This is a genomic window from Nocardiopsis sp. FIRDI 009 (assembly GCF_003386285.1).
In the GTDB taxonomy this organism is placed as follows: Bacteria; Actinomycetota; Actinomycetes; order Streptosporangiales; family Streptosporangiaceae; genus Nocardiopsis.
The window spans coordinates 40,643-59,001 of the sequence record NZ_QPNC01000001.1; the positions used below are offsets into that span (position 1 = coordinate 40,643).

Here is an 18,359-nt window from a genome sequence, read left to right on the forward strand (position 1 = left end):
GCACACCAGCGACGACACCGGAGGGCGGCGCCTGACATGCTCCCCCTGCTGTCTTCCACGACGGACGCCCTTGCCCAGGCGGGCGGCGCCGACCTCCTCCACCTCGCGGCGGCGACCCCGCCCTCACCGGCGACGGAGGCCCCCGACACGGGCGGCCTCGCCGACTTCCTCCGCGGCTTCTTCGGGCCGCTCTTCCTCGTCATCGTGTCGATCGTGGCGGTGTTCTTCCTGTTCACGCGTGAGATCACGAGGTTCGCGCAGTTCATCATCCTGGCGATCTTCATCGGGATCGTCTTCTACGTCCCCGGCATCATCGAGGTCATCGCGGTGGCGCTCGCCCGAGCGATGGGCGTGTCGGCGGAATAGGCGAGGGAGGCCGGGAACGTGGATCTGCCCACATACACCAACATCTGGCGTATCGAGAAGCGGCTGTACAAGCTCTACGATTTCCGGCTGCCCATGCCGCTCCCGGTGGGGACCTTCGGGGTCGCGCTGGGGGTCTTCGCGATCTGGGTGGTGCTGCTCAGCATCCTCAACGCCCCGTTCACCTTCGGCAACGGCTGGCACCTGGTCCTGTGGGTGGTGCCGCCCGGGGTGATCACCGTGCTGGCCACCCGGCCGGTGATCGAGGGCAAACGCCTCACCGAACTGCTCCTCTCCCAGGCCAGGTTCCTCACCGAGGCCCGCGTCTACACGCGTCTCGCGCCCGAGTACGAGCCGGCCGAGGCCCGGGTGGTGGTGCGCGTGTGGCACCGCCACCCGGACGCGGGACCGCTGCCCGTGGTCGGACGGCGCCGGGGCGAACGCGCCGACGCGGTCCGGGAGGTCGACGAGGCCGCCGTCGAGGAGGTCCGGACGGTTCCCTCCCCGGAGGCGGCGCCGCCCCTCGTGGGCGTGGCCGCTCCCGCCCCGGTCCCCGAACACGCATCCGCCCCCGAACCCGCAACGGTCCCCGAGGAGGAGCCCGAACCCGTCGTCGCGGAGGACGGCCCGGCCGACACGGAGACTCCCGGGACCGCCCCCGACACACGCGGTGTGACCCGCCGCGTCCTGAACTACTTCGGTCTCGCCCTCGAAACAGGCGTCCCCGCGCCGCCGCAGGACCGCGGGGACGGGGTCGCCGGGACCGACCAGCGCCCCGAACCGGAGGAAGCACGCGAGGAGCGGAGCGGTGAGGAGTGGGTCTCCCGCCTGCGCGCACACTCCGGGCAGACCCCCGTCGGGCTCAGCGCCAAGACCGCCTACGGCGTCGGTGACACCGGGCCCCTGAGCCGTGCCGAGGTCGACGAGGCGGCCGGGGCGACCGAGACTGTCGAGGCCGTCGGGACATCCGAGGTGACCGAGACACCGGAGCGGGCACGTGAGCGCCGCCGCGCCGAGGAGGTCATGGCCGCCCCCGACCCCGAACCCGAGCCCGAGGAGTCGGACCCCGCGCGCCGTCTGCGCGGGCGTGTCCAGGGCATCAGGGTCGCCAGGGAACTGGACGAGCGCCGCTCCGGACAGGTCCGTGGGAGCGTTCCCCGGGAGACGCCGTCCGCCCGGCCCGCCGACGAGCCGCCCCACCCGCCCCGCCGCAGGGGTCGCCCGCACGCCGCCCCCTGGGATCTGGACGAGTCCCACCGTGACGGCGACGCCGGAGCGAGGAGCGACGACGAGGCCACGGACCGGGCCGGGGTCGGGGACCTGTCCGACTACGCCGAGCGCTACGCGGCGGCCACCGGCCGTTCCGTGGCACCGGAGGTCCCCGCCGCGCCCTGGCTGCCGCCCGCCTCCTCGACCCCGGAGGACGGGTCGCCGCCGGAGCTGGACCACGGCACCGGCGAGCAGGAGGCGATGCCGGTCCGGCCGAGCCGGGACGACGAGGACCGCGGGCCGGAGTGGAACGAGCACATGTCGGTGCTCGACCAGCACCTCAGCAAGGCGGACACCCCCGCGCCCCCGCGCCCCACGTTCGCCGACGCCCTGGGCGACGGCGAACGCGACCCGAGGGCCGCGGACCCGGCTCAGTGGTTCGACGACGGCAGGAAGCGCCACCCCGACCAGCCCAAGGTCGGTGACCGGGGGAACCCGGTGATCCCGGTGAGCGAGCTGCGTGAGGAGAGCGCGGTCGGGGGCGAGGAGCCCGATACCGCCGCCGTCCGGTCCGCCGACACCGACCGGGCCGACGCACACGCGCGCACCGTGACGTCCGGGACCGAGGTCCACGCCGAACGGCCCGGCGAGTCCGTCTCCGCTGAGGAGGACGCGACCCCCCAGGCGGCGTCCTCCGGCGCGCCGGGCGAGTCCGGTGAGGCGGACGGGACCAAACCGCCCACCCAGCTCGACCACGGAACGGGTGAACTGGCGAGCTTCGCCGAGGTCCGGGGCGAGCCCGACAGCGGCGCCACCGACCGCACCGCCTCGCGAGCCGCCACCGGTTCGCGGACCACGGCCGACGCCCCGGCGTCCCCCACCGCCGAGGCCGCGTCCGGTTCCGAGGACACCTCGGATCCCGGGCGCGCACCGACCACCCCGGCCGCGTCCGGCGCTTCGACGCCCACCGCCTCCCCGAAGGGGACGGAGTCGGGAACCACGTCCGACGGAGCGTCCGTCCCGCGCCGCACGGCCGCGGACCTGGCCGAGGCCGAGGCCGCCGCGCTGGCCCGACGGCGTGCGGCCGCCCAGCGCCCCCACACCCAAGACCCCGACCCCGCCCCCCACGAGCGCCCGGCCCCCGTCCTCGACCCCCGTGCCAACCGCAGTCTCGTGGGCGTGCTCACCGAGGAGGGCGCCCCGTCCCCGACCGCCCCGGACGGCGCCGACCCTACCGCCCACGCCGCCCACGCCGACCACGCCGCTCCCGAGAGCGACCGGGACACGCCCGGCGCCGACGGGGCCGACGCAGACGGCGGCCCCGCAATCGCGGTCGACGCCCCTCCGGGCGTCGACCCCCACGACGGTGTCTTCCATCGGGTGGCGCAGAACGCCCGCAGGCTCGGCCACCTCTTCGGCCAGCCCGTCCCCGGAGAGGAACCCGAGCCGCCGCGTCGCGATGAGCCCAAGCCCCGGCTGGAACTCGATCACGGCACCGGAGAGCAGGAGCGGCTCGGCGACACCCCGGCCGGCGTCCCGGCCCCCCACCCGGCACCCACGGAACCCGAACACCGCGAAGGCGACGCCGGCGAGTCCGGCGGTACGCGCGGTTGGCGCCGTCTGGCCAAGGTGGTCACCGGCGGCGCCGCCCCGGTCCGCTCCGACCTGTCCGCGAGCGACATCGCCCGGCTGCGCACCCCCCTGCCCGCGCCGCGCAGCCTCGTCGTGCTCGGGTGCACCGGTGGCGCCGGTCAGACCGTCACCTCACTCATGATCGGGCACACCCTGGCCGCGCACCGCGACGATCCGGTGGTCGCGGTCGACGTCAACCCCGGCCCCAATGGACTCTCCCGCCGGGTCGGCGCGCAGGCCCCCGAGACCCTCACCGCGCTGCTCGCCAACGCGGACGAGGTCGACGACCACGAGCGGATGCGCGGCTACACCAGCCGGGCCAGCACCGGGCTGGAGGTCGTCCAGACCCTCGACGACCCCTACGTCCAGACCCTGGACGACCGCGACTACGGTCAGCTCACCGAGCTGCTCGGCCGCTTCTACGCCGTGACGCTCCTGGACCCGGCGGCCACGGGCGTGGCCCGGGCCCTGCCGGTGGCGGACGGTCTGGTCCTGGTCGCCCCGGCCAACGCCGACGCCGAGCGGGCCGTGTCCATGACGTTCGAGTGGTTGGACGGCAACGGTTACGGCGCCCTGCGGGCGAGTTCGGTGCTCGTGGTCAACGGGGTGAGCAAGCGCAGTCTGGCGGACGTGGACGCGGCCGAGCGGGTCGCGCGCGGCCGTTGCCGGGCGATCGTCCGCGTCCCGTGGGACGACCACCTCGGCTCGTCCTACACCAGGATCGACGTCGGCGCCCTGCGTCCGGCCACCAAGCGGGCCCACGGCGCCCTCGGCGGGGTCCTGGTCAACGCCCTCACCCGCCCCTGAAAGCGCCGTGCGGGCGGGCGCGCCCGCCCGCACGGAGATGCAGGGTGGTGTCGGGTGTGCCGGACACCCGTCAGCGGTGGCGGCTCAGCGGCCGACGGGGGTGAAGTCGCGCGCGGACAGGAACTCCGGGCGCGGGTTGTTCGCGGCGAACGGCTGCACGCACGCGTTCTCGACGCTGTTGAACACGATGAAGATGTTCGACCGCGGGTAGGGCGTGATGTTGCCGCCCGACCCGTGCATGCAGTTGGAGTCGAACACGGTCGCGTCGCCCGCCGAACCGGTGAGCACGTCGATGCCGTGCCGCTCGGCCAGCATGGTCAGCGAGTTCTGGTCCGGTGTCCCCACGTGCTGGCTCTTCAGCGACGCCTGGTAGTGGTTCTCCGGGGTCTCGCCGACGCACGACACGAACGTCTTGTGCGAGCCGGGCATGATCATCAGGGCGCCGTTGTACGTGTAGTTCTCGGTCAGCGAGATGGAGATGCTGGTCGCCCGCATCCGCGGCATGCCGTCCTCGGCGTGCCACGTCTCGAAGTCCGAGTGCCAGTAGAAGGAGCCCCCGCCGAACCCGGGCTTGTAGTTGATCCGGCTCTGGTGGACGTACACGTCCGAGCCGAGGATCTGCCGGGCGCGCTCGACCAGACGGGGGTCGTTCACCAGGTCGTGGAAGACCTTGCTGATCTTGTGCACCTCGAAGATCGAGCGGACCTCGTCCGACGTCGGTTCGACGATCACCCGCTCGTCCTCGCGCAGCAGGCGGTCGGAGCTGAGCCGCTCCAGCTCGGCCCGGTAGGCGCTCACCTCCTCGGCCGAGATGAGGGACGGGACCTGCGCGTAGCCGCGCTGGTCGTAGGCGCTGATCTCCTCAGCTGTGAAGGGTCCGTCCTCCGCGGGGCCCCAGACGGCGGGGTCCTTGCGGTACAGAAGGGCGGGCTCACTGGCCTTTCGGGTCGGGTACTCGTCCGCGGTCGGAGCATCCATCTGCAGAGTCATGGCCGATCCCCTCGGTGGGGTTCATCCTCTCTGAGGTCGACGGTTGTCCTTACGACACGTGAACTTAACAAATATCCGGAGACCTTTACGAGGATGCCCACAGACAGTGTGTTTAGCGATCTGATGATTGGGTATTACTGTTATACTATATGGGGGGAAACCGAAAATCGGACCTCCTTTTTCTGTTCTTTTCCAATCCCTTTTCGCGTTGCTGCCGCGTCTCACCTGCGCAGTCGCGCCACAGGTCTCCAGAGTACGCCTCAAGGCGGCATCTTCCCAGGTCGTCCAGTTGCGGCCACGATCACGGCGATAAGCGCCGAGCCCTCGAAATTTTCCTGTGCACTAGATCACAAGGATCTGGTACAGCGGTGAGGTTGGGTCCCCGGCAGGACCTGTAGGTGTCACTTCGGATTACGCCCGAATTCCTCCGGCGGGACTGGTGCGGAAATCGTTGTCGGCGCACTGTGGTGGGGTCCCCTCCCGCCACCCGCTCCGGAGGAGAGAACGTGCCCCCCACCCCTCGCACGCCGGGCAGAGTCCTGGCGTCCCTCACCGCCGCCGTCCTGCTCGTCGTCCTCGGCTGGGCGGCCCCCGCCACCGCCGACCACGTCCTGCCGCCGGGCATCCCCAGCACCTCGACCGCCCAGAGCCAGCTCCACTCCCTCACCGTCGCCCCCAAGGGGCCCCAGAGCGGCTACGACCGCAGCCTCTTCCCGCACTGGGTCGACGTCCAGGGCACCTGCTCGGCCCGTCAGGTCGTCCTTCTGCGCGACGGCCACGACGTCGTCACCGACTCCCGCTGTCAGCCCACCTCCGGCCGCTGGTGGAGCTCCTTCGACGCCACGTGGGTGTACGACGACCCGTCCCGGATCAGTGTCGACCACATGGTCCCGCTCAGCGAGGCGTGGAAGACCGGCGCCCGCCACTGGAGCACCTCCCGGCGCCGCGACTTCGCCAACGACGTGAACGCCCCGCAGCTGTGGCCGGCCACCCCGTCCAGCAACAGCAGCAAGGGCGACGACGACCCGTCCGAGTGGATGCCGCCGAACACGGCCGTCCACTGCGACTACGTCAAGGCGTGGGTGAACGTGAAGTACCGCTACGACCTCACCGTCACCCGCGCCGAACGCTCCGCCATCCAGTCCACCATCGACACCCGCTGTTAGGGCTTCCCGCCGCGGAGGACCCGAGGGGTCCCGGACCGTGGGGTGCGGGCCCGCGTCCGAGCCGACGGGCTCCGGTGCGGGCCCTCACCCGTGTCCACGGGTTCCGGACGGCAGACCCGGACCCGAAGAGTCCGGCGGCGGGATTCGGCCACGCCGGAATACCGTCCACTTCTCTGCCCACAGACGATGCTCCACTATGGGGGGTGGCACAGGCGGGAGGCTCGGGGACGGCCCCGGATCGGGCACGCCCCGCCGCGACTCGACCAGAAGGGCGACCAGATGACCGGCACCAGGGGAACCCGGGGCGCGACCCGCCTCGCGGTCCGCTACTTCGACGACCGCGTGCTGTTCAGCGACACCGAGGCCTGGGCCTATTTCCGCCTCCCGACGGTGTCCTACGAGTTCACCACCCCTGAGGAACGCCAGGCCCTCGCCACCAACATCACCATCGCGCTCGCCGCCATCCGGATGAACGACGCCGAGGTCCACCTCCGCGTCGCCCACCGCACCTACCCGGCCGCGGCCTGGGCCACCCGCCTGGACGCCACCGCCGACTCCGGTCCCGGCTGGTACGACTACCTCGACGAGATGTACCGCCACGTCTGGGCCAAGGACTTCTGGACCAAGGAGGTCTATCTGGGCGTCCGCCTCGGTCCGCGCAACGCCGGGGGCGGCCTCGGCCTGCTCTCCCAGCTCCTCGGCGCCTACCAGCGCACCGAACAGGTCCTCGGCATCACCGACGACGCCGTCGACGACCGCGAGATCGCCCGCTGGACCGAGCAGTCCGAGCGCCTCGGCCGTGCCCTGGCCGCCAGCTCACTGCACGCCCGGCACGCCACCTCCGACGAGATCGCCTGGCTCATCCGCCACGCGGTCAGCGGCACCGCCGAGGAGGTCCGCCCCTCGGCCGCCGGACGCCGCACCTGGGGGCGCGGCGAGATCGAGGCCCTCGTCGACGGCGTCGTGCACAACGGCCGCTCCTCCCTGCGCCTCGAACAGCCCGCCGGGTCCACCCACGTCGCCTTCCTCTCCTTCGCCCGTTTCCCGGACCTCATGCCCTTCCCGGACGGCGAACCCTGGATGCACCACGCCGACGCCCTGCCCTTCCCCGTCGAGATGTCCCTGCGGATGAAGCTCATCCCGCCCGCCAAGGCCAGCAAGGACGTCGGACGCAAGCTCGCGCACGCCCGCGACATGGACGCCCACATCCGGGAGGCCGGGGTCGAGGCGCCCCTCGCCCTGGCCGAGCAGATCGACGCCGCCCGCATGCTGGAGCACGGCATCACCAAGGAACGCCTGCCGTTCGTCTACGGCTGGCACCGGCTCATGGTCTCCGCGCCGACCGAGCGCCTCCTCGGCCAGCACGTCGAGGCGGTCATCGAGCACTACCGCGACATCGGCATCGACGTCATCAACTCCACCGGAGACCAGTTCTCCCTGTTCAACGAGGCGCTTCCCGGCGACCGCATCCGCCTGGGCGCCTACGTCCAGCGCCAGCCCCTGCGCACCATCGCGGGCGGCATGCCCACCGCCACCGTCGACGTCGGCGACCGGGTCGACCACTCCGGCGGCGGCTGGGTGGGCCCCTACATCGGCGAGACCATCGGTCGCGCCCGTTCCATCGTCCACTTCGACCCCATGGTCGCCGCGGCCCGCAACCGCCCCACCGCCATCGCCATCACCGGAGAGCCGGGCGGAGGCAAGACCACCCTCGCCCTCCTGCTCATCTACCAGCTCGCCCTGCGCGGGGTGACCGTCGCCGCCATCGACCCCAAGGGCGACGCCGAGTCCCTCGTCGAACTCCTCCAGCGGCGGGGGCGCAAGGCCCGCGTCATGTCCCTGGGGTCCGCCCAGCCGGGCCTGCTCGACCCCTTCGCGTTCGGCGACGACCTGCCCTCCCGCAAGACCATGGCCACCGAGACCCTCCGCCTCCTCCTCCCGCGCATGAGCGAGGAGCGCGAGTCGGCGATGATCCAGGCCGTGGCGGCGGTCGCCAACCAGCCGCGCCCGTCCCTGGCCAAGGTCGTCGACCACCTGGTCTCCTCACCGGACGCCGCCTCCCGCAACCTGGGCGCGGTCCTGCAGTCCATGTCGGAGATGCGCCTGGCCAGCCTGTGCTTCGATCCCCAGGGTGACGCCAGGATCGACACGGAGGGCTGGACGACCGTCTTCACCCTGGGCGGCCTCACCCTCCCCGACTCCGGAGTGGGCCGGGACGACTACTCCTACGAACAGCGCCTGTCCGTCGCGCTGCTCTACCTGGTCTCCCAGTTCGCCCGCCGCCTGATGAACGGCCTCGACCGCCACCTGCCCAAGGCGATCTTCCTCGACGAGGCGTGGGCGGTCACCTCCACCCCGGAGGGCGCCAAGCTCGTCCCCGAGGTCTCCCGCATGGGCCGCTCCCGCAACACCGCCCTCATCCTCGTCTCCCAGAACGCCGGTGACCTGCTCAACGAACAGGTCACCAACTGCCTGTCCTCGGTGTTCGCGTTCCGTTCCAGCGAACGGTACGAGGTGGAGAGCGTCATGTCCCTGCTGGGCGTCGAGCCCACCGAGGAGCACCTGGCGGTGCTGCGCAACCTCGGCAACGGCGAGTGCCTGTTCCGCGACCTCGACGGTCGGGCGGGCCGGATCGGCGTCGACCTGGTCTCCGACAACCTCCTGCGCTGGCTCGACACCAACCCCACCCGGCAGCGGCCCACCGAGGACGACGACCTCGTGGCTGCCTCCGGCCAGGAGGCGGCGGACAGGCGCTGACGGGCGTCAGCGCACGTCCACGGTCGGGCGCGGTCAGACCCTGTCTTAACGGACAAGTCACCGCAAAGGGGAATGGCGGCGCCAGGTTCGGGGCCCGCTCAGGGTGGGGATGACCTACTCTGTCGGGTTTCCCCGTCCCGGCGCACCGACTCCGCACCCCCGACCGAGACCCACCACTCACGAGGGACCGCCCATGAGTGAGGACGTGCCGCGCCCCGTTGTCGACCCCACCCTCCCCGACGCCCTGCGTGAGCGGATCGCGCGGGAGAGCCGGACCCCGCAGCCGCCCCCGCGCCGCGCCAACGGGGAGGTCGTCACCCGCCCCGTCCGCGTGCGCGAGGGTACCGTCCAGGTGCTCGCCGCCGGGTTCACGGCCGCCCTCGCCTCGGCCGCCGCGGGCTGGCCCCTGGGCCTGGCCATCACCGTCGTGATCCTCCTGGCCCAGGTCCTCGTGCTCATCTGCGTCGAGGACACCCACCCCGTGACGCGGGTGCTGGGCGCGACGGCCGGCGCGGGAACCGTCGTCGCGACCCCCGCCATGGTCATGGCGGCACCGGACGGGGCCGCCGCCGCGGGCTGGCTCGTGTTCGGCGTCTTCGTCGCCCTCGTCGGAGCCGACGCCGCCACCGCACGGGTCAGCCGGACCCCCGACGACCACGAGGGCCTGGTCATCCTCCCCGACGACGTCAGCGACCACGACCACGCCCACCTGACGGCCGTCCAGCGCACCATCGACCGGGTCGCCGCCGCCCGGGACGAACTCGGCGGAGACTCCCTGGACACCGACCGCGCGCTCACGGTCCTGCGCGACCAGGAGTGGCGGATCGCCGCCCTCCTCGTCCGCCAGCGCGAACTGCGCCGTGCCCACCTGCGCCGCTGGCAGCGCGCGGCCTCGCCCCGCGTCCGGGAGGCCCTCAAACCCCAGCGCGAGCACCTGAACGCCGTGGACGCCGCGGTCCGCGCCCGGGTCGACGAGATCACCGAGTACGGTCGGCTGGTCGAGCGGGCCGTCGCCGCGCACCGCGAGTGGGAGCAGTGCCAGGAGGCGCTCGACTCCACAGCCGAGTACACCGAGCACCTCGCCTCGGCGGCCTTCCTGGCCACCCCTCCCGCCGACCTCGACGGACTGACCGCCACCGCCGAGGCCGCCCGGCGCGTCCGTGACGAACGCGTCCGGCTCCTGGCCGACCACGTCCTCACGACCGGCGGCGCCCCGGTCTGGCCGGGATCGGACGACGGCGCTTCGGGGGCCGCGGCACGAGTGCCCGCCGAATCTGACAGATTGGGGGCATGACCGAAGCCCGGGAGCCCCTCGACACCGCCCGCAACGCCGCGATCGCCAACGTGGTGTACGGGAAGGGCGGATTCGTCGACATCTACCGAACGGCGGGTGAGGACCTCGTCGACTTCCTCAGGTCGGACGCCGAACGCAGGGGCGTGCGGCCACCGGAGGAGACGGAGGTGTCGGCGGCCCTCACCGAGCTCGCGGCGGCCATCGACGACGCGATGGCCGAGCACGCCCAGAAACAGCGCCGCTGGCCCGCGCGCACCGACGGCGAACGGCTCACCCGGGCCTTCCGCGCCCTCGACGAATCCGGCATCCTGGCCCGCGAGGACTTCACCTGTTGCGGCAACTGCGCCCGCGACGCCCTGCGCGCCGAGGCCGCCGCGCACGACACGGAGGCGGGCTCCGCGATCCGCGGCTACGTCTACTACCACGCCCAGGAGGCCGTGCGGGCGGTCGAGGAGGGCGGACTGCGCCTCGGTTTCACCGCCGTCCACGAGATCCGCCGCGCCGCCGTCGGCGAGGAGATCGCCGAGACCCTCCGCGCGCACGGCCTCACCGTCACCTGGAACGGCGACCCCGACGCCCTGCTCACGGTCGAGCTGGACGGTCGCTGGCGCCGCTGGGGGCGCCGCGCCGCCCACCCGGGATCCGCCATCCGGGGGGAACCGTCGGTCGAGGTCGCCTACACCAACCCCAGCCCCTACGCGACGCCCGCGTGGGTCAGCCACTACGAGGGGCGGGTGACCGTCCGCGAACTCGCCCGCATGGTGCTGCCCTGGCTACCCCGGGACTTCACGGCGACGGTGACCAGCGACCGGGGCGAGACGGTCGTGATCGAGCGCGCCTTCGACGTGCTCCGCGTGCGCGAGACCGGGCGCCTCCTGTCCCGGGCCCGGGTGGAGGAGCCGCTCAGCCGCTGGGCGGTCGGCGGTGTCTGGCCGGAGGAGGACGCCGTGTCGACCGGGGACGGCATGGTCGACGTCAGCTACCAGGACACCTCCCATGACGGTATCGGCTCGGCCTCCGTCGCCGAACCCATGGAGACGGCCGCCGCCCGTGACCTCGTCCACCAGCTCACCCCCGCCCCGGACAGCTTCGCGGTCTTCGTCGCCCGCGACGGCTCGTGCGTGCAGATGATGTGGCACGCCGGTCCACGCCTGTGGCTGGAGACGCCCGACCCCGGGGCCTCCCTGTCCCGGGGTCGGTACGTTAGTGTCTCCGAGGCGGACGAGATGGTGCGGATCCTCGCCGATGAGGGGCGGATCGCCCTCGACGAACTCGGCGAGCTGGCGGTCGTCAACTGGTAGTCCCCCGGCGGGCGCAGGTCTCAGGCCGGGTCGGGACCGAACCCGAAGAACGCGCGCGCCTTGGGCGGGATCAGCAGCAGCCCGCCGATCACGAGGTTGAACACGAGGATCAGCGTGTACCAGACGAGCAGGTCGGGGGTGTAGATCAGCACCGAGAACATGGTGAGGACCAGCAGCACCGACACCACGACCTGCACGATGACCACGGCGCCGTACAGCAGGCGCGACCGCGTCATCAGACCCACGCCCGCGAACGCCGAGAACAGTCCCCACGCACCGACCAGCAGCACCGTGCCCCACGTGTACTCCTGCGACCCGCCGACCGCCTCGGCGGCGAACAGGGCCGTGAGCACCATGAGGTAGAGCGCGTTCAGCCCCAGCATGACCGCCGCGGTGATCACCGACGCGGGTTTGGGTGGGGCGGGAGGAGCGAACCGCGCCGTGGCGCCCGCTCCGGCGCCCCCCGACCCGGGCGTGCCGGAGCGGGGGACGTCGGGGCCCCGGTGCGACCACTGGGGGCCGCTGGGCGGGTGGAGGGGGAAGTGACCGGTCGAGGGGCCGGACGTGGGCGGACCGGGGGGCCGGTGGCCCGGCGCCGGCGGGTTGCCCGGGAGGGGGGAGCCGGGTGGGCGGTGCGGCCCCGAGGGGGCCCGTACGGGCTGCCCGCCCGCCGGTCCGTGCCCGGGCGCCGAAGGTCCGTTCACGGGGGTCTGCGGGCCGCTGGCGGGGGTGTGCGGCCCGGGAGCGGGCGCGCCCTCGGGTTCGGCGGTCCGCGCCTTCCAGGCCGCCTTCTCGCGGTCCAGCAGGGCGAGCGCCTCGGCCGGGGTGGGCCGCGCCGACGCGTCGCGGTTCAGCAGCGCGGCGACCAACGCGTGCAGCGGCGTGCTGGCCGAACGGTCACCGGGGTCGGGCGTGGGCAGCCGAGGCGGCAGGGGAGCGGTCAGGACCGCGCTGATGATGCCGGTGATGGTGTCCCGCTTGAACGGTGTGCGCCCCTCCAGCAGCGAGTACAGGGTGACGCCCAGACTCCACAGGTCGGACGCGGGCAACGCGCGCTCCCCCTCGAACCGTTCGGGGGCCATGTACTCCGGGGATCCGATGTACACGCCGGTCTGGGTGAGCGCCGTGCTGCCGTCGACGTTCGCGATGCCGAAGTCCGTCAGCACGGTCCGGCCGTCGGCGGTGAGCATGATGTTCGCGGGCTTGATGTCCCGGTGCGTGACCCCGACCGCGTGGGCCGCGCGCAGTCCGTCCAGGACCGACCGGGCGATCTCCTCGACCCTGGTCACCGTCATGGGGCCGTGCGCGTCCAGGTGCTGCTGGAGCGAGGACCCGGACAGCAGCTCCATGACGATCCAGGGGCTCTCGCCGTCGTCGAGCACGTCGTGGACGGCGACCACCGCCGTGCTGTTGATCCGGGCGGTCGCCTGGGCCTCGCGCATGCTGCGCGCGTGCGCCTCCGCGCGGGCGTCCGGGTCCATCCCCTCGGGGAGCAGAACCTCCTTGACGGCCACGTCGCGCTGGAGGGCGGGGTCCCAGGCGCGCCACACCGTTCCCATTCCGCCCGCGCCGAGCCGCTCCCGTAGTTCGTAGCGACCCACGGAGGAACGACCGTCAGGCGACATGGGGGCGCATCCCTTCTGGGGGTGGGGGACGATGCGCAGGCCAATCTATCCGAGAAGGGCCCTACCGTCCTGGATCGTGCCGTGTGTTACCGACATCGGAGCCCATCTCACTGTAAGTCGGACCGTCACGGCCGTCGTCGGGGGCACGGGAGCTGACCGATTGCGGTCACCGCCGCGACCGGGCGTTTCGGGGCGCCTCCCGCGGCCACGCGGTCCGTGCCCGCCGGTCGGAGGTGCGGTCACGGGCGTGGACCTCCGGTGATCTGCTCGGTGAGCGCGAGGGCGTCGCCGTCCTCCGCGGCGCGCAGCCGTCCGGAGAGCGCGCGGAGCTCGTCGGTGGTGACCTCGGAGGGCTTGTGGACGTCGTCGCCCGCGTGGCCGGACACGCCCGGCAGAGGCGCGGCGACCTCGACGACGATGTCCGGTTCCCACTCCAGACGGATACCGTGGAACTCCTCGTGGAACGACTCCCAGGTCAGCAGGAGGAACGCGCCGGGGCCGCCCCCGCCGAGTTCCTCGCAGTCGACGAGGGCGGGGTCGGCGGCGCCGTCGCAGTCCAGGGGGACGCCGTCCTCCGCGCCCTCGGAGCCGGGGGCCGCGTGGCTGGTGACCAGGACCTCGCGGCCGTCCGCGTCCTCGTACCGGACCGACACGCCGCCGCCGTGGTGGACGGAGGCGGAGGTCGGTGTCCATCCGTCGGCCGCCAGGAGTGCCATCGGGTCCGGGTACCCGGAGAGTTCGGCCAGCAGCGAGTCGAAACCCTCCCGCTCCCGCCCGACGTGGATCCTCCAGTCCACCCCGGCACGGAGCGCCGCCACGGCGACGACGGCCACGAGCACCCACAGGAACGTGCGCTCGGGAGCGGCGGCGATGACGCCCAGGACCGCCAGCGTGGTGACCAGGACCCCCACGGTCGTGGTGGGGACGTCGAAGAGGAGCCCGGGGGCGGGTGCGGGGACCGTGACCCACCACCGGAGGTGGCCCAGGACCACGATGCCGGTCAGGAGCGCGGTGGTCACGACGGGCCGCGGTGCCCGGGCCCGCTGGAGGACGGAGACCAGGAGGGCGAAGCAGGAGACGCCGAGGAGGAGAACGACCCACAGGGCGGTGGACAGACCCTCCGCCGAGCCGTGGCGGTCCAGATCGAGGACGACGCTGAACCGGAGATAGCCGAGGGTCAGGAGGAGGAACAGGACGTACACCAGGCCGCCGACGAACAGCGTGACGGTCGCGGAGCGGCTCGGTCGCATGGGCGCGGGCCTCGGGCCCGCACCGGGCTTTGAAGGATTGGGGGGGAGGGGAGGGTGACATGGTGGGGCCTTCGGTGTGCTGTCGCGGGTCACGGGTCGGGAGTGCCGGTGGTCGACCGTCGGCCGGGGGAGGGCGGTCCGTTCGCCCTCCCGTCCCGGGACGGCGCCGAACACCGGGAGAGCCTCCCGGTGAAGGAGGTCCCGCCCGATCCAGACCGGTGAGGCTGGAGCACCCCGAGGCGATCGGGGCGTGGAGCGGACCGACCACGAGGAGGACGGCACGTGTGCCGCCGGGGCTGGGGGTTGTGGGTCGCCACGGGCTGGGACGGGGGTGGTGCGGTGGAGCCGCCTGGGGTGGAGGGGGCACGCGAGGGTCTCCGGAGATGGGGGCGAGGGTTCGTACCCGGTGGGATGGGCGACACCGGTCGATGGTTTTCGGCCGGGCGGCAATAGGGGCTGCGGGTGCTTCGGAAGCCGGATCGAAGAGCGAACGCAAGTCCGATTGATGGGCGTATGTCCATTTTTGATGGTGAAAGTGGATGTGACGCCGCTCATACTCATGGCTGGGGTACTAAATTGTGGCCTGGTGATTTATGGGTGTTCCGGAAGTCCCTTGATGTCTGTTACCTGCGGAAACGCGGGTGTTGCGTTGCTTCACACCGGCCTCGTGGGGTGGAGTGTCGGTAGGAACCGGAAATCCCGACGCGTTGCACTCATCTTCCGACCCACCGATGAAGCACCATAGAGGATGGGGTAAGGACATGCGGGGGCTGTGCCCGTGCGCGGTCTGGCGACGGCCTGCGCGCGGGCGGAGTCACCGTGCCTGCCATCGACCCTCGGCCCGAACCACGACGCAGGAGCCAGCAGATGACGCATCAGCACGTCCGACGGCGCGGATGGCGACGCCTACTGATGATGTTCCTGCTGATGGTCGGTTTCGTCGTGCTTCCGGCGACGACGGCACAGGCGAACACGCTGTGCCCCGGAGAACCCGCGCCGCTGCCGGAGGCGGCGGGGAGCGGGTCGGACGGTCTGTTGGTTCCGCCGCCGTCGCAGTCCGAGATCCAGGGGTCGCCCGACGGTCTGCCGCCCGACGCGAGCATGTACGGGCAGTACGGGACGGCCGGAACCCAGTGGCACATGATCACCGAGTCGTGTGTCGACGGGATCTCCAACGGTGCCCAGGCCACGCTCGCCAACACGGCGTGGGACCTGTCCAAGACCATCAACCAGTCCACGATCACCGTCTACCAGGCGGCCACCTCGGACGGTCTGCTGGCGAGCTTCAACGAGCTGGTGGAGAACGTCGTCGTCACCCTGCGGGAGGGCATCTGGCGCCCGCTCATCCCGACGATCGTCATCCTCGGTGCCATCTGGCTCGGGTGGTACGGGCTGATCCGGAAGCGTGTCACGCTCACCATCGAGTCCACGGTCTGGATGGTCGCGGCCATCGGGCTCGGCATGTGGATCCTGGTGAACCCGGCGCAGATCATGGGTATGGCCAGCGGCCTGGTGAATTCCGGAAGTCAGCTGGTGACCAGCACGGTGGGCCAGGTGCCGTACGGAGGGGGCTCGGGCACATGTCCGGCCGGAGCCGAGGCGCCGGAGCGGGCGGAATGGGAGTCCGAGGCGGATTTCCAGGTCCGACGGAACGCTGACATGCTGTGGTCGAGTCTGGTCTGTCAGCCGTGGGTGGCGGGGCAGTTCGGCAATGACAGTTTGGCCGAGGATGCCTCCATCGATCACGCTTCCAACTTGATCGCTGCACAGGCAATCAGTCGAATTGAGCAGCAGCAGATCGCCGATGGGGAAATTGACCCTGCGGAACTTGTTGCCGAGAAACAAGAGAACTACGAAACCATTGCCGCAGACATTGAATCAACGTACCCCAGCGTGTACCCGCTATTCTCGGGAGAGGATCAGGGTAGCCGACTCGGAGTTTCCACACTCGCCCTTTTTGCGGCGATCTTCGCAGGTGGACTGATTCTTGCTGGATCTGTGGCACTGATTGTTCTGAAGATCGCCTTCCTGCTCCTGTTTCTCCTCGCTCCCATCTTCCTGCTCATCGGTATCCATCCGGGCTATGGGCGTATGGTCTTGCTGAGGTGGGTGGAACTGATGGTCGGTTTCCTGCTCAAGCAGATCTTCATCGTGCTCCTGATCTCCCTTCTCGTGATGTGCTACGGGATGGTCATGTCGAGCACCCTCGGGTGGGGCTTGCAGATGATCCTGCTTGCCCTGTTCACCGTCGCTCTCTTCGTCTACCGCAAGCCCTTCGCGTACCTCTTCACATCCGTCAACGCCAACACCTTCACCTCGCGCATCGTCAACGACGCCGCGCAGAGCCAGGCCCTCAGCAAGAGTGCTGTGGTCCTTCCCCCGATGGCCAACCTCAAGGCCCAGGCGTGGGGGCTGCGGAGGGCTCCGCAGATCGCCGCGGCTGCCTCCGGAGTGCCAGCGGGTGGCGGAGTACCTGGTGCGCAGAACGGTGCCCTGGAAGGGGGAGTCGGAAGCGGGGAGGAAGCCTCCGGCGAAGGCGCTCCGTCCAGGGGCGACGGCGTGCGGGCACGCGGAGCGGCGGGCTACGGGCGCGTGCGCGGTGAACGAACGCCCCCTCCGCTCAACGTCCACCGTTCCGGCTCCACCTCTTCCGGTGGGAGCCAACGTTCGGAGAACACCGGGCGGAGCAGTGAACAGGCACCGAGCCTGAGCGGTGGTGCCTCGATCCCGCCCCGGCCGACCGGCGGTTACACCGGTACCGGGGACAGTGGTTGGTCCTCCGTGTTCGGTACGGACTCCGGTGGTCGGGGGCCTGCTGACCGTCGGGACAACGGTGGAGGCGGGAGCAGTGGGTCCCTGTTCGGCGGAGGCGCCTCCTCTTCCAGCGGGCGTGCCGCGAGCGCCGAGCGGCCGGAACCCGGCACGGGACGAGGCATCTTCAACGGCCGGGAGGAGACTCCGGCGAAGGGCAGCTTCGGTAGTCGGGGTTCCCGCTGGGGGACGCCGAGGGAGCGTCGGCAACGCCCCGCGCCGCAGCGGCCAGCCCGTCCGGCCCCTTCGAGCGGCGGAGGCCGAGGTGACGGGGACGGCGGATGGCTGACCGGATCCGGCCAACGCAAGAATGACGCACCCATCACTCCGTTCTGGGGGGAGAGCAGCTCCTCCCGGACCAGGGACCGCAAGCGCGACGTTCCCTTCTGGCTGAACGACGACTGACGTACGAAGGCCCCGAACGATGCCCAACTCTCTGTCCGAACGCGCCCAGCGGCTGGTCTTCATCGGCCTGATCGTGGGCCTGGTCGCGTTCGGCCTCTATTTCACCCTCGGCGGTCTCGGTGGGGGCGGTGATGACCCTGAGGAACCCTCCACCGCTCCCGAGGAGGCGCGGTCGGCCGGGAACGGGGCAGGCGGCGGTTCGTCGCTCGACGGCCTGTCCACGGTCGAGCCGAGTCCGATCACCACCACGGACGAGGACGACGTCGATGTCCTCACGTGGTTCCCGTTCGAGGAGGACGAACTCCGTGCGGCCGGTGCCACGGCGAGGGAGTTCTCCGAGGCATACGGAACCATCGACTACTCCCAGTCCCCGGAGGCGTACTTCGGTGTCATGGAGGAACTGGCCACCGACCAGTACGCCGAGATCCTGTCAGACAGCAGCCGCGTCGGCGCGTTCTGGGAGGAGATGTCGGAGGCCGAGGCCGTGGCCGAAGGCCGCGCTGAGGTGGATCGGATCCGTACCTTCGGCGAGGACTCCATCACCTTCGTGGTGACGGCACAGTCCATCACCGAGACCGGAGACGCCCAGTTCGACGAGAACCTCGGTGAGTTCGCGGTGACCGTCGTCCGAGAGGGCGGCACCTGGCGGGTGTTCGACTTCCAACCCGCCGACGTAGGACAGTTCGGGGAGGAGTAACCCTTGTTCCCCCGTTTCACCCCCACCCCCACGCCCCCCTCCGACTCAGGCG

The 18,359-nt window shown here is 71.5% G+C and carries 11 protein-coding genes; 8 read left to right on the forward strand and 3 right to left on the reverse strand.

Going from position 1 to position 18,359, the window contains the following annotated elements; genetic code table 11:
• The first annotated feature begins 36 nt into the window (after positions 1–36).
• Both DVR05_RS00180 and DVR05_RS00185 read left to right on the forward strand, forming a co-directional pair.
• Complete coding sequence (locus DVR05_RS00180; protein WP_116243731.1) at positions 37–366, forward strand: hypothetical protein; 330 nt, start codon at positions 37–39, stop codon at positions 364–366.
• Between the two features lie 18 nt (positions 367–384).
• Positions 385–4,011: a TcpE family conjugal transfer membrane protein gene (locus DVR05_RS00185; protein WP_116243732.1), complete on the forward strand. Its 3,627-nt coding sequence runs from the start codon at positions 385–387 to the stop codon at positions 4,009–4,011.
• 84 nt (positions 4,012–4,095) lie between these two features.
• Here DVR05_RS00185 and thpD read toward each other — a convergent pair whose 3' ends face one another.
• On the reverse strand, positions 4,096–5,001 hold the full coding sequence (gene thpD / locus DVR05_RS00190; RefSeq protein ID WP_198658972.1) for an ectoine hydroxylase: 906 nt from the start codon (positions 4,999–5,001) through the stop codon (positions 4,096–4,098).
• Positions 5,002–5,507: 506 nt separating this feature from the next.
• Between thpD and DVR05_RS00195 the strand changes: the two genes are divergently transcribed.
• The 4 genes from DVR05_RS00195 (at position 5,508) to DVR05_RS00210 (ending at position 11,519) form a co-directional block, all read left to right on the forward strand.
• On the forward strand, positions 5,508–6,167 hold the full coding sequence (locus DVR05_RS00195; protein WP_116243733.1) for an HNH endonuclease family protein: 660 nt from the start codon (positions 5,508–5,510) through the stop codon (positions 6,165–6,167).
• A gap of 279 nt (positions 6,168–6,446) precedes the next feature.
• Positions 6,447–8,924 carry an ATP-binding protein gene (locus tag DVR05_RS00200; protein WP_116243734.1) on the forward strand — a complete coding sequence of 826 codons (2,478 nt, stop codon included), beginning with the start codon at positions 6,447–6,449 and terminating at the stop codon, positions 8,922–8,924.
• A gap of 193 nt (positions 8,925–9,117) precedes the next feature.
• Positions 9,118–10,218: a hypothetical protein gene (locus DVR05_RS00205; protein ID WP_116243735.1), complete on the forward strand. Its 1,101-nt coding sequence runs from the start codon at positions 9,118–9,120 to the stop codon at positions 10,216–10,218.
• Complete coding sequence (locus tag DVR05_RS00210; protein WP_116243736.1) at positions 10,215–11,519, forward strand: DUF6891 domain-containing protein; 1,305 nt, start codon at positions 10,215–10,217, stop codon at positions 11,517–11,519. The genes DVR05_RS00205 and DVR05_RS00210 overlap by 4 nt, the downstream gene beginning before the upstream one ends.
• Positions 11,520–11,539: 20 nt before the next feature.
• On the opposite strand, the gene DVR05_RS00215 is transcribed toward DVR05_RS00210, so the two are convergent.
• Positions 11,540–13,144, reverse strand: coding sequence for a serine/threonine-protein kinase (locus tag DVR05_RS00215; protein WP_116243737.1), 1,605 nt, complete (start codon positions 13,142–13,144; stop codon positions 11,540–11,542).
• Between the two features lie 239 nt (positions 13,145–13,383).
• Positions 13,384–14,394 (reverse strand): hypothetical protein, encoded by a 1,011-nt coding sequence (locus DVR05_RS00220; protein ID WP_116243738.1) that lies wholly within the window; start codon positions 14,392–14,394, stop codon positions 13,384–13,386.
• Between the two features lie 867 nt (positions 14,395–15,261).
• On the opposite strand from DVR05_RS00220, the gene DVR05_RS00225 reads away from it, so the two are divergent.
• Together DVR05_RS00225 and DVR05_RS00230 are read left to right on the forward strand one after the other, a co-directional pair.
• Positions 15,262–17,610 (forward strand): type IV secretion system protein, encoded by a 2,349-nt coding sequence (locus tag DVR05_RS00225; protein ID WP_116243739.1) that lies wholly within the window; start codon positions 15,262–15,264, stop codon positions 17,608–17,610.
• Positions 17,611–17,629: 19 nt separating this feature from the next.
• Positions 17,630–18,307 (forward strand): hypothetical protein, encoded by a 678-nt coding sequence (locus DVR05_RS00230; RefSeq protein WP_198658973.1) that lies wholly within the window; start codon positions 17,630–17,632, stop codon positions 18,305–18,307.
• The last annotated feature ends 52 nt before the right edge of the window (positions 18,308–18,359 follow it).